16 protein-coding genes are annotated in these 23,463 nt (G+C 73.9%); 3 read left to right on the forward strand and 13 right to left on the reverse strand.

Annotated features, from left to right (window positions below):
* Positions 1-35 precede the first annotated feature (35 nt).
* The 6 genes from J2S46_RS15130 to J2S46_RS15155 form a co-directional block, all read right to left on the reverse strand.
* A complete protein-coding gene (locus J2S46_RS15130) occupies positions 36-1,253 on the reverse strand; it encodes a ketosynthase chain-length factor (RefSeq protein ID WP_191290024.1) in 1,218 nt (405 codons plus the stop codon).
* Complete coding sequence (locus J2S46_RS15135) at positions 1,250-2,518, reverse strand: beta-ketoacyl-[acyl-carrier-protein] synthase family protein (protein WP_191290025.1); 1,269 nt, start codon at positions 2,516-2,518, stop codon at positions 1,250-1,252. The genes J2S46_RS15130 and J2S46_RS15135 overlap by 4 nt, the downstream gene beginning before the upstream one ends.
* 157 nt (positions 2,519-2,675) lie before the next feature.
* Positions 2,676-3,338 carry a hypothetical protein gene (locus tag J2S46_RS15140; protein WP_190211396.1) on the reverse strand — a complete coding sequence of 221 codons (663 nt, stop codon included), beginning with the start codon at positions 3,336-3,338 and terminating at the stop codon, positions 2,676-2,678.
* 117 nt (positions 3,339-3,455) lie between these two features.
* Positions 3,456-3,794 (reverse strand): antibiotic biosynthesis monooxygenase family protein, encoded by a 339-nt coding sequence (locus tag J2S46_RS15145; protein ID WP_191290026.1) that lies wholly within the window; start codon positions 3,792-3,794, stop codon positions 3,456-3,458.
* 175 nt (positions 3,795-3,969) lie between these two features.
* Positions 3,970-4,887, reverse strand: a complete 918-nt coding sequence (locus J2S46_RS15150) for an NADP-dependent oxidoreductase (RefSeq protein ID WP_191290027.1) — start codon at positions 4,885-4,887, stop codon at positions 3,970-3,972.
* Positions 4,888-4,988: 101 nt separating this feature from the next.
* Positions 4,989-6,740, reverse strand: a complete 1,752-nt coding sequence (locus J2S46_RS15155; RefSeq protein ID WP_191290028.1) for an MFS transporter — start codon at positions 6,738-6,740, stop codon at positions 4,989-4,991.
* Between the two features lie 195 nt (positions 6,741-6,935).
* On the opposite strand from J2S46_RS15155, the gene J2S46_RS15160 reads away from it, so the two are divergent.
* Positions 6,936-7,688 carry a TetR/AcrR family transcriptional regulator gene (locus J2S46_RS15160; RefSeq protein ID WP_191290029.1) on the forward strand — a complete coding sequence of 251 codons (753 nt, stop codon included), beginning with the start codon at positions 6,936-6,938 and terminating at the stop codon, positions 7,686-7,688.
* A 142-nt stretch (positions 7,689-7,830) separates the two neighbouring features.
* On the opposite strand, the gene J2S46_RS15165 is transcribed toward J2S46_RS15160, so the two are convergent.
* On the reverse strand, positions 7,831-9,516 hold the full coding sequence (locus J2S46_RS15165) for a chitinase (protein ID WP_191290030.1): 1,686 nt from the start codon (positions 9,514-9,516) through the stop codon (positions 7,831-7,833).
* A gap of 134 nt (positions 9,517-9,650) precedes the next feature.
* On the opposite strand from J2S46_RS15165, the gene J2S46_RS15170 reads away from it, so the two are divergent.
* A complete protein-coding gene (locus tag J2S46_RS15170) occupies positions 9,651-13,100 on the forward strand; it encodes a S41 family peptidase (protein WP_191290031.1) in 3,450 nt (1,149 codons plus the stop codon).
* A 220-nt stretch (positions 13,101-13,320) separates the two neighbouring features.
* Here the strand turns inward: J2S46_RS15170 and J2S46_RS15175 are convergent, their stop codons facing one another.
* Positions 13,321-13,590 carry a hypothetical protein gene (locus tag J2S46_RS15175; RefSeq protein WP_191290032.1) on the reverse strand — a complete coding sequence of 90 codons (270 nt, stop codon included), beginning with the start codon at positions 13,588-13,590 and terminating at the stop codon, positions 13,321-13,323.
* Positions 13,591-13,751: 161 nt separating this feature from the next.
* Positions 13,752-15,776: a hypothetical protein gene (locus J2S46_RS15180; RefSeq protein WP_191290033.1), complete on the reverse strand. Its 2,025-nt coding sequence runs from the start codon at positions 15,774-15,776 to the stop codon at positions 13,752-13,754.
* A 233-nt stretch (positions 15,777-16,009) separates the two neighbouring features.
* Between J2S46_RS15180 and J2S46_RS15185 the strand changes: the two genes are divergently transcribed.
* A complete protein-coding gene (locus J2S46_RS15185) occupies positions 16,010-16,852 on the forward strand; it encodes a DUF1206 domain-containing protein (RefSeq protein WP_191290034.1) in 843 nt (280 codons plus the stop codon).
* 74 nt (positions 16,853-16,926) lie between these two features.
* Here the strand turns inward: J2S46_RS15185 and J2S46_RS15190 are convergent, their stop codons facing one another.
* The 4 genes from J2S46_RS15190 to J2S46_RS15205 all read right to left on the reverse strand — a co-directional run bounded on the left by J2S46_RS15190 (position 16,927) and on the right by J2S46_RS15205 (position 23,380).
* Positions 16,927-18,984: a phosphocholine-specific phospholipase C gene (locus J2S46_RS15190; protein WP_191290035.1), complete on the reverse strand. Its 2,058-nt coding sequence runs from the start codon at positions 18,982-18,984 to the stop codon at positions 16,927-16,929.
* 210 nt (positions 18,985-19,194) lie between these two features.
* On the reverse strand, positions 19,195-19,854 hold the full coding sequence (locus tag J2S46_RS15195) for a pentapeptide repeat-containing protein (protein WP_191290036.1): 660 nt from the start codon (positions 19,852-19,854) through the stop codon (positions 19,195-19,197).
* A 156-nt stretch (positions 19,855-20,010) separates the two neighbouring features.
* Positions 20,011-21,198: a low temperature requirement protein A gene (locus J2S46_RS15200; RefSeq protein ID WP_229912708.1), complete on the reverse strand. Its 1,188-nt coding sequence runs from the start codon at positions 21,196-21,198 to the stop codon at positions 20,011-20,013.
* A gap of 478 nt (positions 21,199-21,676) precedes the next feature.
* Positions 21,677-23,380 carry an ABC transporter family substrate-binding protein gene (locus J2S46_RS15205; protein WP_191290037.1) on the reverse strand — a complete coding sequence of 568 codons (1,704 nt, stop codon included), beginning with the start codon at positions 23,378-23,380 and terminating at the stop codon, positions 21,677-21,679.
* Positions 23,381-23,463 lie beyond the last annotated feature (83 nt).

Below are 23,463 nucleotides of genomic sequence, written 5' to 3' on the forward strand. Positions count from 1 at the left end.
CTCGCTGTTGTCGTCCGTAGCTGTGCTTCTGCGGGTCAGCCGGCGGTCACCACGACAGCCGAGTTGAACCCCCAGCGGCCCCGGCCGAGCACCAGCGCGGCGCGGACCGCCAGCGTCCGCGGTTCGCCGGTGACCAGGTCGATGCCGTACTCCTCGGGCACGTCCGAGGTGTGCGCGGTCGCCGGGACGACGCCGTCCCGGATCGACAGCAGCGCGGTGGCCAGGTCCACCGGGCCGCCGCCCGCGCAGAGCCGGCCGATGCTGGCCTTGGGCGCGGTCACCGCCACCCCGCGCGGCCCGAAGACCTCCCGGATCGCGTCGGCCTCCGCCCGGTCGCCGGCGGTGCTGCCGGCCGCGTCGGCGAACACCACGTCGATGTCGCCCGGCTCCAGTCCGGCGTCGGCCAGGGCGAGTTCGGCGGCGCGGCGCAGGCCCGGCGGCAGGCCGGAGCCGGGCCGGGGGTCGAAGGTCGCGGCATAGCCCGCGATCTCGCCCCAGACCTTCGGGGCGCCGCGGTCGCGGGCCGAGCCGGCCTCCTCCAGGACCAGCACGGCGCCGCCCTCGCCCGGCACGTGGCCGGAGGCCGCCCGGTCGAAGGGCAGGTAGGCGCGGGCCGGGTCGTCCACGGTGCTGACCAGGCCGCCGGAGAGCTGCGAGGTGTAGCCCCACGGGTCGAGCGCGGAGTCGACGCCGCCGCTGACCACCAGCCGGGTGCCCCGGCGGATCACCCGGCGGGCGTGGCCGACCACGTCCAGCCCGCCGGCCTGCTCGCCGACCAGGGCGATGCCCGGGCCGCGCATCGCGTTGCGGATGGACACCTGGCCGGTGTTGACGGCGTAGAACCAGGCGAAGGACTCGTAGACGCTGACGTACTCGGGGCCCTTGCTCCAGAGCTTCTGGAACTCCTGGTGGGTGAACTCGAAGCCGCCCTGGGCGGTCGACAGGCTGACACCCATGTCGTAGTCGGGCAGCGTGTCCGGCCCGACCGCCGCGTCCTCCAGTGCCCAGGCCGCGGCCGCGATGGCGTAGCGGGTGGAGACGTCGGTCTGCGGCAGCAGCCGGCTCGGGATGTGGTCCTTGGCCTCGAAGTCGAGGATCTGCCCGGCGAGCCTGGACGGGTAGCCGGTGGCGTCGAACCGGACGAGTTCGGAGATCCCGTTCTGGCCGGCCAGCACCGCCTTCCAGTAGTCCTCGGTGCCAAGGCCGTTGGGGGCCGCGACGGCGACCCCGGTGACGACGGTCCGGACGGTCATGCGGAGACCCCCTCGGGGCGGCGGAGCACGATGGCGCTCTGGAAGCCGCCGAAGCCGCTCCCGACGGACAGGACGGTGTCCACCCGCTGCTCGCGGGCGGTCAGCGGTACGTAGTCGAGGTCGCACTCCGGGTCCGGAGTGTGCAGGTTGGCCGTCGGGGGCACCACGTTGTGCTTGATGGCCAGCAGCGAGGCGGCGATCTCGATCGAGCCGATGGCGCCCAGCGAGTGGCCGACCATGGACTTGATGGAGCTGACCGGCACCCGGTACGCGTGGTCGCCGAGGCTGCGCTTGAAGGCGGCGGTCTCGTGCCGGTCGTTCTGCTTGGTGCCGGAGCCGTGCGCGTTGACGTAGTCGATGCCGGTCGGGTCCAGCCGGGCTTCGTCGAGCGCCACCCGGATCGCCTCGGCCATCTCCCGGCCGTCCTTCTTCAGACCGGTCATGTGGTAGGCGTTGCAGCGGGTCGCGTAGCCGGTGACCTCGGCGTAGATCTCGGCGCCGCGCGCCACGGCCGCCCCGTACTCCTCCAGCACGAACATAGCCGCGCCCTCGGCCAGCACGAACCCGGTGCGCGAGCCGTCGAAGGGCCGGGAGGCGTGCTCGGGGTCGTCGTTGCGGGGCGTGGTCGCCTTGATGGCGTCGAAGCAGGCCACGACGATCGGCGAGATCGGGGTGTCGGAGGCGCCCGCGACGACGGTGTCGACGCTGCCCTCGCGGATCAGCTGGACGGCGTAACCCACCGAGTCGAGGCCCGAGGTGCAGCCGTCCGAGACCATGGTGACCGGGCCCTGGGCGCCGACCGTCCAGGCGACCTCGGCCGGCATGATGCCGGGGCTGAGGTAGTCGGCCATGTGCGGGGAGAGGTAGCCGGGGTCGACCAGCCAGTCCTTGCCCGCGTCGGACATCACCAGGTACTCGTTCTCCAGGCTGGTCGCCGAGGCCACCGCGCTGCCCAGGCTGACGCCGACGCGGTGCGGGTCCAGCGCGGAGAGGTCCAGGCCGCTGTCCGCGACGGCGTCCCTGGTGCAGGCGACGGCGAACTGGGTGGCCCGGTCCATCCGGCGGATCTCGCGGGGCGAGAACCCCTCGGCGGGGGCGTCGAAGTCGACCTCGCCGGCGATCCGGGACCGGAACGGTGAGGCGTCGAAGTGGGAAATCCGCCGGGTCGCCGTGCGCCCGGCCGTCAGCAGGTCCCAGAATGCCTTCACCCCTGAGCCGCCGGGTGCGCGCACTCCGATTCCGGTAATCACGACGCGCCGGTTCACCGGCTGCCTCCTATCACGGGGAACATGGATGTCGTTCCTTTCGCCATTCGCCCAAACGCCGGTCGGATTCGGTGTTCCACGCGGACGGCGGGATTGCGGTCCGGTCCGGGAAGGGATTCCGGCCCGGGGCCCGGCGAGGGCCCCGGACCGGACCGGGTCAGCGGACGGTGGTGGTGGTGAACGTGGTCTGCGGGTTCGCCACGCACTTGAACGGGGCCGGGGCGCCCTGGAGGTCCAGGCGGACCCAGGTGAACGCCGGGTCGTCGAAGGAGGTGCCGGCGGTGCCGGTGTTGATCACACCGGAGGCGCCCGACTCCAGCTTGAGCTTCAGCGTCGGCAGGTCGAAGGGCTGGCCCGCGGCCAGGGTGCCGGCCTGCTTGTAGGTCAGCGTGTTGGTGCCGTAGTCGACCGTGACGACCGCGTGGGTGCCGGCCAGGCCGCTGCCGCCGACGAGCTCGTACTTCACCAGCGAGGCGTTGGCCGGCAGCTGGTACTGGACCTGGACGTCCTTGACGCCGCTGTTGTACTGCGGGTTGGGCGTGATCACCGGCGGGTCGAGCTCGACCGTGAACTTCTTGTGCGGCGCGACCTTGGCCGGGGCCTTGGTCGCGAAGGTCAGGCTGTAGGGCAGCACGTTGTGGCCGCCCGGGAACTCGACGTAGCAGTTGTACCCCACCGGGACGGAGGCGGTGGCCGCCGTCTGAGCCTGGGCCTCGGCCGTGGTCTCGGCGCCGGCGGACCCCACGGACACGGGGATCGCCACCGCCGCGACGGCTCCGACGGCTGCGATTCTCTTGGCCCAGCTCTTAACTGTCGACATGCCAGTCCTTCCGCGAAGTGCGAGTGGTGAGCGCGGGGTGACTGTCCACCCCGCGACACCGTCAGCATTTCGGCGGGCCGTCGAGACTCGCTTGACGACAGCTCAAGGACGGCCGGGTCAGGCCGCCGGCACCGTCCGGACCAGCGTGTACCCGACCATGGAGGGCGCGGTGACCCCCGGCATGGCGGTGATGGTCGCGCGCAGCTCCCCCGCGCGCGGGTTGTCCCGGAACGAGTCCCGGTAGGCCGCCTCGTCGCGCCACTGGGCGTAGTTGACGACGTGCCGGCCGTCGACGCTCGCGTGGTAGTTCGCCGCGATGAAGCCCGGGCAGTGCCGGACCCACTCCTCGACGTCCTTCACCAGCAGCTCGACCAGCTCCTGCTGGACCTGCGGTCCTTCGGTGCCCAGGGTGACGATCGCGATGAAGCCGGCACCGGACGAAGCGAGATCGGACATCTTTCCTCCGCAGTGTGGGTGGGCCTGCGGCCGCGGGTACGGCCGGAGGCCGGCCGCGCCCACCGCGTGTGCGGCGGGGCGACCGGCCTCCCAGGGAATACCGGTGCGCTCGATTCGGACTCGACCGGCGGGCGGACGAGCGGAGGAGCCGGCTGCGGCGTGCGGCGGGCGGGCGTCAGCCGACGGTCAGCACGACCTTGCCGCGCACGTGGCCGGTCTCGACCTCCTGGTGCGCCTCGGGCGCCTTCTCCAGCGGGACGGCCTTGGCGACGGTGACCTTCAGCAGGCCCTCGCTGTAGAGGCGGACCAGCTCGGACAGCCGCTCGACGGAGCGCTGGGTGCCGATCCGGCGCACGCCGAGCCGCGGGCCGCCCCAGGAGTCGGCGATGGTCACGGCGCGCTCGGTGTTGCCGTCGAGGATCTCGACCGAGGCGTCCAGCGCCTCGCCGCCGATGGCGTCGAAGACCGCGTCCACGCCGTCGGGCGCGGCGGCGCGGACCCGCTCGACCAGGCCGGCGCCGTAGGTGACCGGGATGGCGCCGAGCGAGCGCAGGTAGTCGTGGTTGCGCTCGCTGGCGGTGCCGATCACGACCGCGCCGCGGGCCTTGGCGATCTGCACGGCGTTGGAGCCGACACCACCGGCGGCGGCGTGGATCAGCACCACGTCGCCGGCGCCGACCCGCAGCTCGTCCAGCGCCGTGTGCGCGGTCTGGCCGGAGGCGGACAGCACGCCGGCCTCCTCCCAGGGCATCCCGGCCGGCTTCTGCACCAGCTGGTCGGCCTGCAGCAGGACGACGCTGGAGTAGCCGGTGCCGTCCAGGAAGCCGATCACCTCGTCGCCGACGGCCACGCCGGTGACGCCGGGGCCGACCTGGTCGACCACACCGGCCACCTCGTTGCCCAGCCGCACCGGGAAGGTGTCCGGGTTCCACTGGGCGAAGTCGCCCCGGCGCCAGGCGGTGTCGAAGGGCTGCACGCCGGCGGCGCGCACCTGCACCCGCACCTGGCCGGTGCCGGCCTCCGGGTCCGGGATCTCGACCGGGACGAGGACCTCGGGCTTGCCGTACTCGTTGAAGACGATCGCGGTGGACATGTCGTTACCTCTCGTGGAATGACAACTGGCTCGTCGGGGGTGGAAACGATCCGGTGGGGTGGCGGGGTGCGCCCTGGGCGCACCCCGCCCGGCCGGTGGGTTCAGAGCAGGGCTGCTTCCTCCTGCGGCTGCTCGTCCTTGCCGTCGCCGTCGCCGGACTGCGGCTTGTGGCCGCGGGCGTGCTTGGGGAGCAGGAAGGCGAGCGCGAAGCCCAGGGCGAGCAGGCCGACCACGACCCAGATGGTGCGCTGGAGGGTCTGGTTGAAGCCCTGCTTGAAGGAGTCGGTGGCCCCGCTCTGCACGGCCGCGGCCACGCCCTGCGGGTTGCCGGACGTGCTCACGGCGGCCTTGATGTCGGTCTCCAGCTGCACGCAGCTGGCGGGGACCACGTCGGGGTTGGTGGCGGTGGCGCGGTCGTGGCCGCAGTCGCCGAGGCCGGTGATGATCTTGTCCTGGGCGGCCCCGGTGACCTGGACGGCGGCCAGCCTGGCCCGCAGGTCCGGAGTGTCGGTGGCCTGGGTGACCTGGGCGCCGAGGATGCCGAAGAAGACGGTGCCGATGATGGCCACGCCCAGCGCGCTGCCGAACTGCTGGATCGCGGTGAGCGTGCCGGAGGCCGAGCCGTACTCGTGGGACTCCACGCCGGCCAGCACGATGTCGAAGAACGGCGCGAGGAAGAGGCCGAGCCCGGCGCCGTAGACCGCCAGGGCCGGCGCGGTGTGCCACGGCGAGACGTCGGTGCCGACGCCGCGGACGATCAGGAAGATGCCGATCGCGCCGACCGCCATCAGCGTGGTGCCCAGGTGCAGCGACTTGCGGCCGAGCTTCTGGGTCAGCCCGGCGCCCGAGGCGACGAAGCCCGAGACGCTGCCGAGGGCCTGCGGCAGGACGGACAGGCCCGCCTTGAGCGGCGAGAAGCCGAGGCCGAGCTGGAGGAAGAGGGTGAAGATCAGGCCGAACCCGGTCAGCGCGGTGTAGACCGCCAGGCCGGTGACCAGACCGCCGGAGAAGGCCCGCTTGCGGAACAGCGTCGGCACGATCAGCGGGTCGCCGCCACGGGCCTGGATCCGGTTCTCCACCTTGGCGAAGACCACGAACAGCACCAGCGACAGCGCCATCAGCACGAAGCACCAGGCCGGCCAGTCGAGCGAGCGCCCCTGGACCACCGGGTAGATCATCAGCAGCGCGGCCACACCGGCCAGCACCGCTCCCGGGACGTCCAGCTTGGCCGCGCTCGGCGCCTGCTTGCTGGGGATGTACCTGAACCCGGCGATGATGACGAAGAGCCCGATCGGGACGTTGATCAGGAAGACCATCCGCCAGCCGGTGCCGAACAGGTCGCCGCTGATCAGCGCGCCGGCCACGACCGGGGCGGCCACGGTGGCCAGGCCCATCGCGGGGCCGTACGCGCCGAAGGCGGTGGCCAGCTCCCGGGGCGGGAAGATCGAGCGGATGGTGCCCAGGCCCTGCGGGAGCAGCAGGGCGCCGAACAGGCCCTGGGCGATGCGGGCGGCGATCAGGGTGCCGGGCGAGACCGAGACCGCGCAGAGCACGGAGCTGATCGTGAAGCCGACGGCGCCGATCAGGAAGACCGGCTTGCGTCCGTAGATGTCACCGAGCCGTCCGCCGGTGATCAGGCCGGCGGCCAGGGCGAGGGTGTAGCCCGCGCCCAGCCACTGGATCAGGGCGAGGCCGCCGCCGATGTCGGCGCGGATCGAGGGGGCCGCGATGTTGGTGATCATCGCGTCGAGCAGATTCATGATCGAGGCGGCCAGGATCGCGGAGAAGGCGAGCCAGCGCCACTTGTACGGAGCCTCGTCGGCCTCCGTCGGTGATTGCTGCCATGTCGTCATTGGCTGAACCCATCAGGTGTGTGCGGAGTGACGTCCGACGAACGGCCAGGCCCCCGACGAACAATGATCGCTGAGTGGAGAACGCCATTCGAGCACCCGAACACCGTTCTCGTCAAGTACAGTGTTCGTCTGTTGGTACACTGGTCCGGAACGAGCCCCTCCGGGGAGTCGCCGCCAGGAAGGAGCTCACGAACCATGGACGTTTCCCGGTCCCACGACACCCCGGGGATCCCTGCCGCACCATGGCGAAAGGGGCGCGCGAGCAAGCAGCCCGCGCCCCAACGCGTGCCGCTGTCCGCCGACCTGATCGTGGACGCCGCCCTCCGGATCGCCGGAGCGGAGGGGATCGACGCACTGACGATGCGCCGGATCGCCCAGGAGTTCGACACCGGACCGTCGAGCATCTACGCGCACGTGATCAACAAGGACGAGCTGCTCGACCTGATGCTCGACCGGGTGGCCGCCGGCATCGACGTGCCCAAGGCGGACCCGGACGACTGGCAGGAGCAGGCCAGGGACGTCGCCCGCGCCATCTACCGGGTCTTCTCCGCCAACGCGGACGTGGCCAGGATCGCGCTCGCCACCATCCCGACCGGCCCGAACATGCTCAGGGTCACCGAGGGACTCCTGGCCGTCCTGGTGGCCGGCGGCGTGCCGATCCAGCAGGCCGCCTGGTCGGTCGACCGGATACTGCTCTACATCAGCGCCGACGCCTACGAGGGCTCCCAGTTCATGGCCCGTCAGCGCGAGAGCGGCCTGCCGATGCGCGAGTTCGGCCCGGCCTTCCGCGAACAGGTCAGGACGTTCTACGCCTCGCTGCCGAGCGAGACCTTCCCCTGTACCAGCGCCAACGCCGACATCCTGACCTCCGGCGGCGGCGACGACCGGTTCGAGTTCGGGCTGGACCTCATCCTGACCGGCCTGGCGGCCAAGCTCCCCGGCGCCTGAACGGCGCGGGAACGCCGCCGGCCGGCGGGCACGGGACACGTGCCCGCCGGCCGGCGGGTGGAGCGGGCGGTGCGGTGGATCGAATGATGCGGTCAGGCGGTGCGGGCGACCGGCCCGCGCGGGGCCGGCCGCAGCGGCGGGATCAGCCGAAGTAGCTGTCGAAGTTCTTCGAGAACTCCCGGCCGCCGAACTGGTCCCAGTTGATCGACCAGGTCATCAGGCCGCGCAGGTTCGGCTGGGCGCCGGCCCGCGGCACGTACGTCCCGCAGTTGGCCAGCTTGGTGAGGCAGTCCAGCGCCTTGTTCACCTCGGTGGGGCTGACCCAGCCGTTGCCCGCGTTGGTGGTGGCCGGCATGCCGATGGCCAGCTGGGACGGGTTGAGCGCGGGGAACATGTTGGCGGTGTTGCCCGCCACCGGGAACCCCTTGAGCAGCATGTCGGTCATCGCGACGTGGAAGTCGGCGCCGCCCATCGAGTGGTACTGGTTGTCCAGGCCCATGATGGAGCCGGAGTTGTAGTCCTGGACGTGCAGCAGGGTCAGGTCGCCGCGCATGGCGTAGATGACCGGCAGGTACGCGCCGGCGCGCGGGTCCTGGCCGCCCCACGGGCCCGAGCCGTAGTACTGGTAGCCGAGCTGGACGAAGAACGTCTCCGGGGCCATGGTCAGCACGAAGCCGGCGCCGTACTTGGCCTTCAGGGTCTTCAGCGCGGAGATCAGGTTGACCACGACCGGGGTGGTCGGGTTCTTGAAGTCGGTGTCGCCGGTGGCCAGCGACAGCGAGTGGCCCTCGAAGTCGATGTCGAGCCCGTCCAGGCCCCACTTGTCGATGATCGCGGAGACCGAGGAGACGAAGGTGTCCCGGGCCGCGGTGGTGGTGAGCTGGACCTGGCCGTTCTGGCCGCCGATCGAGATCAGCACCTTCTTGCCCTTGGCGCGCTTGGCGGCGATGGCCGCCTTGAAGTCGGCGTCCGACTCCACCGACGGGCACTCGGCGACCGGGCAACGGTTGAAGCGGATGTCGCCGGAGGTGACCGAGGTCGGCTCGCCGAACGACAGGTTGATGAAGTCCCACGAGTCGGGGATGTCGGCGACCTTGGTGTAGCCGGCGCCGTTGGCGAAGCTGGCGTGCAGGTAGCCGACCAGCGCGTGGTTGCCGGGCGGCAGGGTCGGCGTGCCGGTGCTGGTCGGCGTCGCGGTGGTGGTCGGGGTGGCCGTCACGGTGGGCGTGGCGGTGGCCGTCGGCGAGGCGGTGGCGGTCGGGCTCGCGGTGGCGGTGGCCGACGGCGAGGGGCTCGGGGCGCCCGGCCCGTCCAGCGAGACGTCGTCCGCGTAGTAGGTGCCCTGTCCGTACCAGCCGTGGGTGTACACGGTGGCGCTGGTCTGGGCCGCGCCGGTGGTGAAGCTGACCGTGAGCTTCTGGTAGGCGCCGCCGGTGCCGGGCGTCCAGGTGCTGGTGCCGCCGTCGACGCCGAGGTAGACGTAGGCGCCCTTGACGTAGGCGCTGAGCGTGTACGTGGTGTTCGGCGCGACCGTGACGGTCTGCGAGCACTGGGCCGAGGAGCTGGCCGAGGCCGCGCCCGCCAGGGCGTAACTGCCGCTGTGGGCCTGGCCGCTGACGACGCTGCCGGTGCCGGCGGCGCAGCTCCAGGGGGCCAGCGCGTTGCTCTCGAAGCCGCCGTTGGTGAGGAACTCGCCGGCCGAGGCGGCGGGCGCGGTGCCGAGGGCCAGGCCGACGGCGCCGGCGGCCGCGACGGCCCAGGCGGTGCCGATGGCGGCGAGGCGGCCGGGCCTGCCCCGGTGCTTGGTGGGGGATGCTGTTCTGCGCATGCGGGGGACTCCTGCTGGGGCGCGGGATGTGGGGGTGTCCGAGGGCATGGGGAAGCTGCGGCCAGGTGGGGGTGCGGCCGTTCCGTCAACCAGTTGGACTAGACCACTGAAGTGGATCCGCCGGTTCTGTGTCAATGCCCCCGAGGCGACCGAGAGTTGCCTCCCCGGCCCGGCCGCCGGTGTCCGAACACCCCTGGACGGCCCGCCGGCACCGCCCCGCAGGGCCCGCCGGGGCCGCTGCCGACGGGCCCTCGGCAACCGCCGGGCGACCCGCGACGGCCCCGCGGCCGCGCCGGGCCCGGGTTGCGACCGGTAGGCCGGCGCCGAACCATGAAGAGGTGACGGCGCCCGGCTACCTCAGACACCCCCACCTGCGCGGTGGCCTGCTCGCCTTCACCGCCGAGGACGACGTCTGGGTGGCGCCGCTGACCGACGGCGCCGGTGCCGGCCGGGCCTGGCGGGTCAGCTGCGACCGCACCCGGGTCAGCCACCCGCGGCTCTCCCCCGACGGCCGCACCCTCGCCTGGACCAGCTGGCTGACCCTCACCCCCGAGGTCTGGACGGCTCCCTCGGACGGCGGCGAGGCCGTCCGGCTCTCCTACTGGGGCAGCCAGGACACCCGGGTCCGGGGCTGGCTCCCCGACGGCGAGGTGCTGGCCGTCACCTCGTACCACGAGCCGTTCGCCCACTACACCTGGGCGCACGCGCTCCCGCTGGACGGCTCACCGGGGCGGAAGATGCCCTGGGGCCCGGTCGGCGACGCCCAGGTGAACAGCGAGCACACCGTCCTGCTGACCGGCGCGGCCCCGCACGAGCCCGCCGCCTGGAAGCGCTACCGGGGCGGCGCCACCGGGCGGCTCTGGGTCGACGGCCGGCGCCTGCTGCCCGAGCACGCGGGCCACCTCGCCTCACCGATGCCGGTGGACGGGCCCGACGGCCCCAGGATCGCCTTCCTCTCCGACCACGAGGGGATCGGCAACCTGTACTCCTGCCGCCCCGACGGCTCGGGCCTGCGCCGGCACACCGACCACGCCTCCTACTACGCCCGCGAGGCCGCCACCGACGGCACCCGGATCGTCTACCAGCACGCCGGTGACATCTGGCTGCTCGACAGCCTGGACGCCCCCGCCCCACGCCGGCTGCGGGTACCGCTCGGCGGCGCCCGGGCCGGCCGCCGCCCGTACCAGGTGAACGCCGCCTCGCACGTCAAGGACCTCGCCTGCGACGCCACCGGCCGGACCGGCGTGATCACCGTGCGCGGCAGCCAGTACTGGCTGACCCACCGGGACGGGCCGGCCCGGGCGCTGGCCGACACGCCCGGGGTGCGCACCAGGCTGCCGGTGGTGCTCGGCCACACCGACGAGGTCTGCTGGATCACCGACGCCGAGGGCGAGGACGCCGTCGAGATCGCCCCGCTGCCCGGCAGCGAGCACCACCACGAGCACCGGTCCGGGCAGCATCCCGGGATCCGGCGGATCGCCGGCGGCCGGATCGGCCGGGTGCTGGAGCTGACCGCCGCCCCGGACGGCCGGACCCTCGCGGCCGCCACCTCCGACGGGCGGCTGCTGCTGGTGGGCACCGCCGACGGCGAGGTGCGCGAGCTGGCGGCCTCGACCTACGGGCCGGTCGGCAGCGCCGTCTTCTCCCCCGACTCGCTCTGGGTCGCGTGGTCCCAGCCGGTGGCCGGCCGCTCGTTGCGCAAGATCCGGATGACCCGGGCGGACACCCTCGCGCCGATCACCGACGTCACCGACGGCCGGTTCGAGGACGAGCAGCCGGTCTTCACCCGGGACGGCCGCTACCTGGTGTTCCTCTCCTGGCGCGGCTTCGACCCGGTGCACGACGTGCACACCGGTGACATGTCCTTCCCGCTCGGCTGCCGCCCCTATCTCGTCCCGCTGGCCGCCGACACGCCGTCCCCCTTCGCCGCCCCGGCCGAGGGGCGGCCCGGCGGGGCGGTGCCGGCGGCCGGCGCCGCCCCCGGCGACGGCACCGTCACGGTCGAGCCGCAGGGCATCTCGGAGCGGCTGGTGCAGTTCCCCGTGATCGCCTCCAAGTACTCGGCCACCGACGCCGTGCGCGGCGGCCTGGTCTGGCTGCGCTGGCCGATCTCCGGTGCCCTCGGCCAGACCTTCGCCAATCCGGACGACACCTCCGGCCGGCCGTCCCTGGAGTACTTCGACCTGGCCCGCGGCACCCGCACCACGCTGGTCGACAAGCTGGACGGCTACGCCGTCTCCGGGGACGGCGGCTCGGTCTCCGTGTACTCGGCCGGCACCCTGCGGATCGTCCCGGTGCCGGGCCCGGGCGGCGGGCTCAGCGTCGACCTGCGGCGGATCACCCACACCGTCCACCCGGCCGAGGAGTGGCGCCAGGCGTACCACGAGGCCGCCCGGATCGTCCGCGACCAGTTCTGGGACGAGGGCATGTGCGGCCTGGACTGGCCGGCCCTGACCGCGCAGTACGAGCCGCTGCTGGAGCGGATCGCCGGGCCCGACGACTTCGCCGACCTGCTGCGCGAGCTGCTCGGCGAACTCGGCACCTCGCACGCCTACGTCACCCCGGCCCGGCGCGGCGAGGGGCCCTCCCCCGTCCAGCAGCCGCTCGGACTGCTCGGGGCCAACGCCCGGCGCTCCCCAGACGGCCACTGGCTGGTGGACCGGGTCCTGCCCGGCGAGTCCTCCGACCCGCGGGCCCGCGCCCCGCTCGCGGCCCACGGCGTCCGGGACGGCGACGAGCTGCTGGCCGTCGCCGGGCGCCCACCGGACCCGGTACGCGGGCCCGCGCCGCTGCTCGCGGGCACCGGCGGCACCAGCGTCGAACTCTCCCTGCGCACCGGCCCCCAGGGGCGGGTGCGCAGGATCGCGGTCACCCCGCTCACCGACGAGCGGCCGATCCGCTACCAGGCCTGGGTGGGCCGGCGGCGGGAGCTGGTGCGGGAGTTCAGCGACGGACGGTGCGGCTACCTGCACATCCCCGACCTGGGCGGCTCCGGCTGGGCCCAGTTCAACCGGGACGTGCGCCGCGAGCTCGACAAGCCGGCGCTGGTGCTGGACGTCCGGGGCAACGCCGGCGGCAACGTCTCCGAACTGGTGCTGGAGAAGCTCACCCGCCGCGTCCTCGGCTGGGACTTCAGCCGCGGGCGGCAGCCGGTGCGCTACCCCAGGGACGCCCCGCGCGGGCCGGTGGTCGCCCTCGCCGACGAGGCCACCAGTTCGGACGGCGACGTGATCATCACCGCCATCAAGCTGCTCGGCCTCGGCCCGGTGATCGGCGCCCGGACCTGGGGCGGGGTGGTGGGCATGACCGGCCGGCACCAGCTGGGCGACGGCACCCAGATCTCGGTGCCCAAGAACGCCTCCTGGTTCACCGGCGGCCTCGGCTGGTCGGTGGAGAACCACGGCGCGGAGCCGGACGTGCACGTGCTGCGCACCCCCAACGACTGGGCCCGGGGCCGGCACCCGGACCTCTCCTGCGCCGTCGGGCTGGCGCTGGAGCTGCTGGAGGACAGCCCGGCCGCGGTGCCGCCGCCGGAGGACATCCCGCGCCCGGACCTGCGCCGGCCGCCGCTGCCGCCGCGCTGAGCGGCGGCGGGAGCCGGACGGCGGGTTCTCCAGGGGCGGCAGTACGAGGGCGGGAGCGCGAGGGGCGGACGGACGCGGCGGAGGGGCGCGCCCCGGCAGGCGCGCCCCTCCAATTCATTCGGGTGGTACTCATTCGGGTGGTAGTCGTTCCGGTGGCAGTCGTTCCGGTGGTCCGCGCCGGTACTCCGGCCCGCGACCCACCCGGTCCGGCCGGGACCGGTCAGTCCCAGGGATCGCCCTCGGCCGTCATGTTCTCCCGGGCCCGCTCCTCTTCCTCCTGGGCGGACATCGCGGACGGGGGCCGCTCCGGCTCGCGCGCCCGCTCCGTCCGGTCGGGGAAGGCGTCGGCCGCCTCGTCGTGGGCGAGGGCCGCGCGCTGCGCCGCGTCCGTCATGGCCGTCGAGTCCTGTTCCTGCGTCCCGCCGAGCGAGGACCTGGCCTCCTCGCCGGCATCGTGCGCCTTGTGGCGGAACCTGTCGAAGATGCCCATGTCTCCTCCTCCGGGTGGTTACCGGGCTGTCCTCACTCTCACACCACGCCGCACCGGGCGCATCCGCAGGCCGGAGCAGGTCCGCCCGCACCACCCGCGCCCGCCACCGGCGCCGCTCCGGCCCCCGCGCCGAGCGCGGGTGGCCGGGCCCGCGCGCCCCGTCACTGCAGCGTGCCGATCCGGGCGCCGGTGTCCAGCAGGCCGGTCAGCCGCACCTCGCCCTGCCCGGCCCCGGGCACGGCCAGCGCACGGGCCGGCGCCTTGGTCTCCGGCATGGTCAGCGCGCCGGTGGCGGACATGCTCACCAGCCGCCGGCTGCCCGCCATCAGCAAGTACGACCTGCCGGACTTCCCCCGCCACCAGGTGGCCGCCAGCACGTTCTGGTCGAAGCGGCTGCAGGCCCGGGTCTCAGGCGCCCCGCCCGTGCGCAGCGGCGCCGGGGAGGTGCGGCGCGGGTCGGGCAGCAGGAGCGCGGTGGCCGCCGAACCGCCGCCGTCCCAGCGGTCCCGGCGGACGCAGACCCAGGTCGCGGCGCCCTCCCCCTCCGGGAGCTGCTGGGTGGCGAAGGCCCAGGTGTTCAGCGCCCGGGTGCCCGGGCCGGCGTCGGCCGGGCCGGCCCCCGGCAGGCCGCAGGAGGTCCGGGCCCAGGCGGCCAGCGCCTCCGGGCCGGTCGCCTCGCGCGGCGGACGGGCCGGGCTGCCGTCCGGGGGCGGGGTCCAGGTCAGGTGGGCGGGCAGCAGGCCGCCGACGTCGGCCAGCAGGAAGGCGTGCTGCTCGGCCACCACCGGCGAGGAGCGCAGTTGCAGGACGGGCCGCCGGGCGCAGGAGCCGTCGCCGGTCAGCGCCAGCGGCGGGGTGAGGCCGTCGGGGTGCGGCACCGGGCGGGCGGCCGCGTCCGGGGTGCGCAGGTCGCGGGTGTCGGCCGCGTCGACCCAGGGGGCGAGCAGGTAGCGGGCGCCCTCGGCGGTGCGGGTGAGGGCGAGCGCGGCCGCCGTGGTGACGTCGGCGTCGTCGGCCCGGGCGAGGGTCAGCTCCGGCTGCGGGCCCTCGGTGTAGCGGGCCAGCCGGCCCTCGCCGTACAGGACGACCACGGCCGTGCCGTCCGGCCGCCCGGCGTAGAGCAGTTGGGCGGCGCCGGGCGGGCCGTCGGGAGTGCCCGGCTCGGTGGTCCGGCGGACCTGCGGGGAGGGGCCGGCCCAGGCGGCGGCCGCCCGGCCGAGCAGGGCCCGGTCAGCGGTGAGGTCGCCGCGGGCGGGCCAGACGCCGAAGTCCAGCCGGGCGGTCCGCCGCCAGTCGTCGGCGGCCGCCCGGCGCGGCGGCGGGAGGGCGCGCCCGGCCTGATCGGCGGCGGCCTGCGGCGCCGGCGCCGGGCCCTGCGCCGGCGACAGACCCACCGCGGCGGCCAGCACGGCGGCGGCCGCCGCCGCCAGCAGCCGGCCCTTGGCCCGGCGCCGGAGCAGGTCGGTGGGCTGGGCCCGGACGGCGCAGGGGTCGAACTCGGGCGAGCGGTCGAGGTCCCGGCCGGCCGCGCGGTGCCCGGCGTGGATGGCCTCGGCCTCGGCCAGCGCCCGGCCGGGGTCGGGCACGCCGGCCAGGTCGAGCAGCGCGACGACCCGGTCGGAGGGCAGCCCCTCCAGGACCCGCAGGGCGTAGCCGGCCCGGGCGTGCGGCGTGGCCCGGGCCAGCTCCTGGTCGAGGGCGAGGTCCTCGGGGCTGCCGGCCGCGGTGAACAGGCGCAGCCCCCAGAGCCGGGGCAGCGGCAGCAGCCGGCGCCGCAGCGGGCGGGCCAGCGCGCCGCGCAGCACCTGCAGCCGGACGGTCTCGTGGGCGCGGCCCTCGTACGGCCCGGTGGACGGGTCGGCGGCCGGCCCGTCCGGCGGCGCTGCGCGCAGGGCCTGCTGAACGACGGCGTGGGCGGCGAGGATCCGGTGGTGCCGGTCGGTGCCGCCGGGCAGCACCAGGTAGGCGAGTCTGGCCAGTTCGCGGTAGCCGCCGACCAGGGCGGCCTCGTGCTCCTTGAGCCGGGCGCGCCGGGCGGCGCCGGGCAGCCGGCGGGCCGCGGTGCGCGGGGGCGCGGCGGCGGCCGGTCCCCGGGGCTCCTGCCGGACCTTCCGCGGGGGCTGCTCGGGGCCGGACGGTTCGAGCGCTATCGGTGCCACGGGGGTGGCGGCTTCCCGACCGTTCATGCGGAGACTCCCCTGCTGTGCGCCGCGCTGACGCCCGCCGGATCCGGCCGGGCCCCGCCTGACCCACTGCCAAACGAACGGATCATGGGATCGTCACGATGTCCCACCGTCCGGGCCCGGGTTCCGGCCGCCGCGGCCCGTCGGGCCGGCCCGCTCCCCCGGCGGCCGGCGCCGGCCGGGCCCGGCTCGCTCCCCGCCCGTTTCCCCGCACCGGGCCGGGGCAGGCGAGGCCCATGGCCATCAACAGCGGTAGACGCGGCTCCCTCCCCTCCTGGGGACGACGGCTGGGGCGCGGCCCCGTCGTCCGGGCCGCGGGGCGGGCCGGGTTCACGGCCCGCGGGGTGATCTACGTCCTGGTCGGCGTCCTGGCGGTGCGGATCGCCCTCGGCGGGTCGGACGGGAAGGAGGCGGACCGCTCCGGGGCGGTGGCCGCCATCGGCGAGCAGCCCTTCGGCCAGGTGATGCTGTGGGCGCTGGCGGCCGGTCTGGCCGGGATGGCGCTGTGGCGGCTGTCCGTGGCCGTGCTCGGCCGGGGCACCGGGGAGGACGGCTGGACCAAGCGGGCCGCCGACCTGGGGCGGGCGGTCTTCAACGCCTTCCTCTGCTCCGGCGTGCTGCAGACCCTGCTGACGGGCTCCGGCGGGACGCGCTCCGGCGACGAGTCGTCCAAGGAGTACACGGCGACGGTGCTGGGGTGGCCCGGCGGGCGGTGGCTGGTCGGCGCGGCCGGCCTCGGGGTGATCGTCACCGGCGTGGTGCTGGGCGTGCGCGCCGCGCTGCGGAAGTTCGAGAAGAAGCTGGACACCGGGGCGATGGGCCCCCGGGTGCACACGGCCGTCCGCGCCCTCGGCGTGGTCGGCGGCGGGGTGCGGGGACTGGTGTTCGCCGGCGCGGGCCTGTTCGTCCTGCTGGCGGCGGTGGCCTTCGACCCGGCTCGGGCGAAGGGCCTGGACGAGACGCTGCGCTCCTTCGCGGGCACGGCCGCGGGCCCGGCCCTGCTGGTCGCGGTGGGCTGCGGACTGGCGCTGTACGGGTGCTTCTCGTTCTGCCAGGCCCGCTGGTACCGGCTGCGCTGAGCCCTCCGGCGGGACCGGCCGACCCGCGCAGCGGTTCCGGCCACCCGGGGTGGCCGGAACCGCGAGCCGACCGGTCAGCCGGTGACGCTCGCCGCGCCGGTCTCCAGGTGACCGGAGAAGCGCTGCGACCAGCTGCTGTCCGAGTTCACCGTGACGGTGAAGTCGTACCAGCCGTTCTGGCCCGCCACCGCGTTGAAGAAGTCGCTGACGTTGCCGCCGGCCGGCACCTGGTACGTCCAGGTGCCGGTGCGGTAGTTGTTCGAGGTGATGGTGAAGGTCACCGCCGAGGTGCCGGAGTTGGCGAGCTTGAACCAGATCGCCAGCTTGCCGCTGCCCGGCTCGATCGCGTACGAGGCGGTGACCGCCGCGGTCCTGCCCGGCTTGGTGGCGTCGCCCTTGAAGCGGCGCAGGAAGCGGTTGGGGCCGGTGACGCCGAGGTCGTACGGGCCGTTGCCGTAGCCCGGGCCGCAGTTGAAGAAGTCGCTCTGCTCGGCGCCGGCGTCCACCGTGTACTGCCAGGGACCGCCGCTGCGGTAGGCGTTGGCGTAGGCGGCGAAGTGCGAGGCGCTCACCGCCGCGGTGCCCGTGTTGGACATCTTGAGCCAGACCTTCATCACGCCGCCGGAGCCGAACTCCAGGTGGTCGAGGTTGGCGTTCGGCTGGTACGGCAGAGCGCGGGCCGGGCGGGTGCCGCTCTCCTGGGCGGGCAGCGCGTTGGTGACCGGCGCCGGGTTGGGCAGCGGACCGCATGCGGAGAGGCCGATCACGGCGTCGGTGTCTGGCAGCGCGGGCATCCCGTACACCGGGTGGGCGAAGTCGAAGACGCCGGTGAGGTCGCCGGTGACCTTGCGGCGCCAGACGCTGATGTTCGGGCAGGTGGCCGGCTTGCCGATGGCGGCCGTCCAGCGCTCCAGGAAGCGCAGCACCGAGGTGTGGTCGAAGGTCTCGGAGTTGACCCAGCCGCCACGGCTCCAGGGCGAGATGGCGATCATCGGGACGCGGAAGCCGAGGCCGATCGCGGTGTTGCTGTAGAACTCGCCGGGGGTGCCGGCCGGCGGGGAGGGCGGCGGGACGTGGTCGAAGAACCCGTCGTTCTCGTCGTAGTTGAGGAACATGATGGTGGAGTTGAAGACGTTCGGGTCCGCGTTGAGCGCGTCCATCACCATGTGCACGAAGTGCGCGCCGTCGTTGGGCGTGGCGTACGGGTGCTCGGAGGACGCCTCGTCGGCGACCACCCAGGAGACCTGCGGGAGGGTGCCGTTCAGGACGTCCGCGCGGATCGCGGCGGCGATGTCGTCCGGCGTCCGGCCGGTCACCCTGGGGACCGATCCCATGCCCTTGACGGCCAGGGGGCTGCCGGCCGGGGCGTCGGTGAACTGCTTGAAGTAGGCGAGGGCGTTGTCGCCGTAGTTGTCGGCGGCGTTCTGGTAGACCTTCCAGCTGACCCCGGCGCTCTCCAGTGCCTCGGCGTAGGTCTGCCAGCGCAGCCCGGACTCGTCGCCGCCGTTGTAGGCGGGGCCGCCGGCGGTGCCCGCCGGGTCGATGGTGCCGCTCCAGTGGAAGGTGCGGTTGGGGCCGGTGGCGCTCAGCGTGGAACAGAAGTAGGCGTCGCAGATGGTCCAGTTCTCGGCCAGCGCGAAGTGGAACGGGATGTCGGCGCGCTGCAGGTGACCGAGGGTGCGGACGTTGCCCTTGGCGAGCACCCAGGAGTCCAGCTTGCCGCCGTTCCAGGCGGTGTGCTGGTCGTTCCAGGAGTGCGCGAGGTCTCCGTTGCACTGGGCCAGGCGCTCGGGGTCGGCGCCGCCGGCCGGCTTGGTGGCGCTGAAGGCCCACGGGTACTGCCGGCCGAGGCCGTTGGGCTGGTTGAAGACGCTGTAGCCGCCGGCGATCTGGATCGCGCTGCGGTCGGCGAAGCCGCGGACGCCGCGCAGCGTCCCGAAGTAGTGGTCGAAGCTGCGGTTCTCCTGCATCAGCACCACGATGTGCTGGGCGTCGGTGATGGTGCCGGTGCTCGTGAGCCCCGCCGCCGAGGCGGGAGCGGCGGCGCCGACGGTGGCGCTGCCCGCCACCGCCGCACCGGCCGCCGCGCTCGCCGACAGTGCCATGAACTTCCTACGGCTCAGCTCGGACATCTGCCCGGCCCGTCCCTTCGCTAGCGATGTTGTACACACAGGTTGTGGACAACGTCGGTCGCGGAGCATCCTCACGCAGGGCGGCCCGGGGTGACCAGACTCGTGCAGCATGATTGTCGGACTGTTCGCCCAACTGTCGCTGAGCGGCCTGGAGATGAACGGCCGGGGCGGTACCCGTGATGCCCCGGGCACACCCTCCGCGCGACCGCCTCAGCGGTCCTCGACCGTGATGCCCAGCGCCTGGGCGAACTGCGGCGCCAGCTCGAACAGCTGGGTACTGCTGATCAGCGCCCCGCGCAGCCCCTCGTGCCCGTCCGACAGCCCCAGCCGGACGGCGCCGCGCAGGTCGGTCCGGCTCAACCTGGCGCCGCGCAGCCTGACCTCCTCCAGGGTGGAGCCGGGGAAGGTCACACCGGTCAGCTTCGCGTCGCCGAAGTCCACGTCCCGCAGCACGCAGTCCTCGAACACCACGTCGCGCAGCACCGCCGCCCGCAGGTTGACCGCCTCCAGCTTGCACTGGCGCAGCACCACCCGGCGCAGCGCCGAGCCGTGCGCCGCCACCCCGGCCAGCACACCGCCGAGCAGGGAGGCGTCCTGCCACTCGCTCTCCGACAGGTCGCAGGCCACCCACCGGCTGCCCTGCACCCACACCTCGTTGAACCGTGCCTGGCGCAGCTTCACGCCGCTCATCGCGACCGCGGTGAACGCGCACTCCAGGAAGCTCGCGCCGGACGCGGCCTGGTCGGTGTACTCACCGCCGTCGAAGTGCGCCGTGTCGTACCGCTCGTCGCGCCGCAGCGGCCCGTCGTGCGGCCGGAGCAGGTGGCCGTACGGCAGGTCGGCGAGCTGGTCGGGTACGGACGAGGGCATGGCACGGCCTCACGATCGGGTGCTGGTCCTGGTGCTGGCCCCGGCATCGTCGCACGGGGCACCGACAGTCCCGCCAGAGCGACCCGGCGGCGTCCGGTCCGGGCCCGGCCGCCGGGTGGCGCCCGGCCCCGAACCTGGAGCAGGGCGGGGCGCCGCTCACCCCTCCCGGGCGTGCAGGGCCACCCCCACCGCCACCGTCGCCGCCGCGACCAGGCCGGCCGCGAGGACGCCGGAGCCGCCGAGGAAGGTGCAGGCCAGCACGGCGACCGCGGCGACCGGCAGCACCACCTGGGCGGCGCCGGACTTGCCGTGGCGGGCGTGCAGCAGCCAGACGGTGAACAGGTAGACGGCGCCGGGGACGGTGACCGCGGCGGTCGCGGCGGCGGCGGAGATGTGGGCCTTGCCGACGGCCTGCTCGATCGCCACCTCCAGCCCGGCGCCGATCGCGGCGGCGGCCCCGAAGACCAGGTAGTGGCCGTAACCCCAGAGGAAGGCCTGCCGGCTGGAGGTGAGGACGTCCTCGACCGGGCGGGCGAAGTAGATCCACCAGGCCGAGAAGCAGAGCAGGATGCCGCCGGCCGCGATCGGGATCAGCTCCCCCAGCGCCTCGTGCTCGTCCACGGCGGACTGCACGGCGACGGTCGCGGCGGCCACCGTCTCGCCGAGCACGATCAGGGTGAACAGCCCGTACCGTTCGGCGATGTGGTGCGGGTGCCAGCTGGTCCGGGCGGCCAGCTCGGCGACCACCGGGACGGCGAGCTCGGCCAGGATGCCCAGCGGGACGAGGTACGGGCGGACGTCGGCGGGCACCAGGAGCACCAGCACCCAGCCGACCTGGACGAGGGTGATCCCGACCGCGTAGCGCAGGGCGACCGTCCGGGCGGCGCCCTCCTCGGCGGCGGCGGCCCGCAGCCACTGGGTGACCATGGCGAGGCGCATCACCACGTACCCGGTGACGGCCAGGGTGAGGTCCTGGTCGGCGAACATCCGGGGCACGCCGGCCGCGAGGATCAGCACTCCGGTGATCTGGACGAGCGTGGTGATCCGGTACGGGACGTCGTCGCAGTCGTAGGCGGAGGCGAACCAGGTGAAGTTCATCCAGGCCCACCAGATCGCGAAGAAGGCGAACAGGTAGCCGACCAGCGCCACGTGCAGGTGCCCCTCGGCGAGGTCGTGGGCGAGTTCGCGCCCGGCCTGCGCGACGGCGACCACGAAGCAGAGGTCGAAGAAGAGTTCCAGCGGGGTCGCGGTGCGGTGCGGCTCGTCGCGGCTGCGCGGGACCATCCGCTGGACCGGCCGGGGGTACGGGTGCTGCGGGCGGGGTGCGGCGGGTCCGCTGGTCATGGTTCGGCCTCCGGGAGGGTGCTGTCCCGGTGATCCTGACACGGGCCGCCCGCACGCACGCACCTCCGCGGGCCGCCCGCCCGCGCGGTGGTCCGGCGGCCGGGGCGCGCGCCGTGCGGGCACCGCGGCACGCCGGGCGGGCCGGTTTCACCCGTTTTGCCCTGCCGTCAGCCATAGTTGACGGTGCGGTGCGCGATCCGGGTGACAGCTCGGCCGGTTCCGGGCGCGCCCCGTGCGGCATGTCCTGTCCGTCTCCGGCTCACGGCTAGATTCGTCCCCGATCGGAATCACCTGGAAGGACGACCCGGGCGCCCTGCGGGCAACGCGGAAGGTCAAGGCCGGTGGTGGGACGCGGGGGCGGCGATGCCGTACCACCCGCGCCCCCGCCACCGGCCCCGTGATCACCGCGCTGCTCGTCAGCGCCCGCCGTCGGCCGGGCCGCCGTGGGCGGCCGGGAAGTTCCGGGGCGGGGCCGGCCCTACTTCTCCCAGCCGATCAGCGCGAGATCCCCGCTCGCCAGGCCGAACGCGCCGTCGTTGGCGAGGCCCTTGCGGACCGCCAGCACGGAGGGCCGCTGGTACAGCTCGACGGTGTGCCCGAGCTCCCAGATCTTGGCGTCGGCCTCGTTGTAGAGCTTCGCGGCCGCGGCCGGGTCGACCGTGCCGGCGGCCTTCCTCAGCAGCGCGTCGATCTCCGGCGACCCCAGCTTGGAGAAGTTGCCGAACACGTTGTCGCCCTGCGGCAGCCGGAAGTTGGACAGGCTGGTGGAGAGCGGGAACGAGTCGGTGTTGCGCCAGCTGGCGATGTCGAACTTGCCCTGGTTGACGTACTTGGCGAAGAAGTCGTTGCTCGGCACCTTGTCGATGTCGACCTTGGCGCCGACCGCCAGCCACATGTTCTGGGCGGCGGTGGCCAGGTCGACCTGGGCCTGCGTGGTGCCGTCGTTGAGGATCCAGTGGAGTTCCAGCGCCTGCCCGTCCTTGGTGCGCGGCCGCCCGGGACCGTCCTCCTTCCAGCCCGCCTCGTCCAGCAGCTTCTTCGCCGCCGCCAGGTCGAACCGGCCCCAGTCGCCGGAGTTGTCCTGGTAGCCGGCCTGGTTGGGCATGAAGATGTGGTTGCCGAGCAGCTTGAAGTCCACCGGTACACCGTTGTTGGCGATCTTGATCAGTGACTGCCGGTCCAGCGCCCGGCCCAGGCCCTGACGCACCTTCCGGTCCGCCAGCGCGCCGCCGCCGCCGAAGGAGATGTGCACCTCGTCCCAGGGGCTGGCGGAGCGGATGACCGCGTCCTTGGCGTCCTTCAGCTGCCCGTAGGCCGTCGCGGTGCCCGCCGCCGCGAGGTCGATCTCGTTGTTGAGGAAGGCCTGGGTGGTGGCCGACTGGGTCATCACCCGGTAGGTGACCTTGTCCAGCTTGGGCTTCTCCCCCCACCAGCCGGGGTCCGGGACGAGCTGGAGGGTCTGCGCCGTCTTGTCCGCGACGCCGATCCGGAACGGGCCGGCGGTGATCGGCACCTTCTCGACCCAGCCCTTGTTGAAGTCGTCCGGGGTGGCGATGCCGGCCGCCGGGAGCAGCGGCCGGAACAGGTTCTGCCAGTCCGCGTACGGTTCGGCGAAGGTGACCTTGACCTCGCTCGGGTCCGCGCCCTGCTCGACGCCGGAGATCAGCTCGTAGCCGGCCGGGTTGGCGATGTTGTACGCCGGGTCCTTGCCGCTGCCGGCCTGCCAGACGGCCTTGAAGTCCAGGTGGCTCAGCGGCTTCCCGTCGGACCACTTGGCCTTCGGGTTGAGCCTGTAGGTGATCACCTGCGGGGAGGTGGAGGTCACCTTGGCCTCGACCAGGTAGTCGGCCACCGGCTGGAAGGTGCCGCTCGCGTCCACCCGGAACAGGCTGGGCTCCAGGGCCCGCATGATCTCGACGGCGTCGCCGTAGTTGCCGTCTACCTGGTACGGGTTCCACTGGGTGATCCACTGGTACAGGGGGTAGCGGACCTCGCCGCCGTCCTTGACCTGGGCCGCCGGCCTGGGGTTGATGTCGTTGGCGCCCTGGCGCGGCGGCTCGCTCCTGGCCACGCCGTCGGCCGAGCCGCCGCCGCCCGAGCCGCACGCGGTGACGGCCAGCGCCAGGGCGGCGGCGAGGGCGGCCGCCCGGCTGATCCGGCGGGCGGTGGCGGTTGCGTCCATGAGGGGTCTCCCCGGGAGTTTCGACGTTTTCGGCACCACCAGGTGTGGCGGCACTTGAGCGTGGGCAGCCAAGTCGGTGCCGA

Origin of the sequence: Kitasatospora herbaricolor, assembly GCF_030813695.1 — a bacterium.
Classification (GTDB): Bacteria; Actinomycetota; Actinomycetes; order Streptomycetales; family Streptomycetaceae; genus Kitasatospora; species Kitasatospora herbaricolor.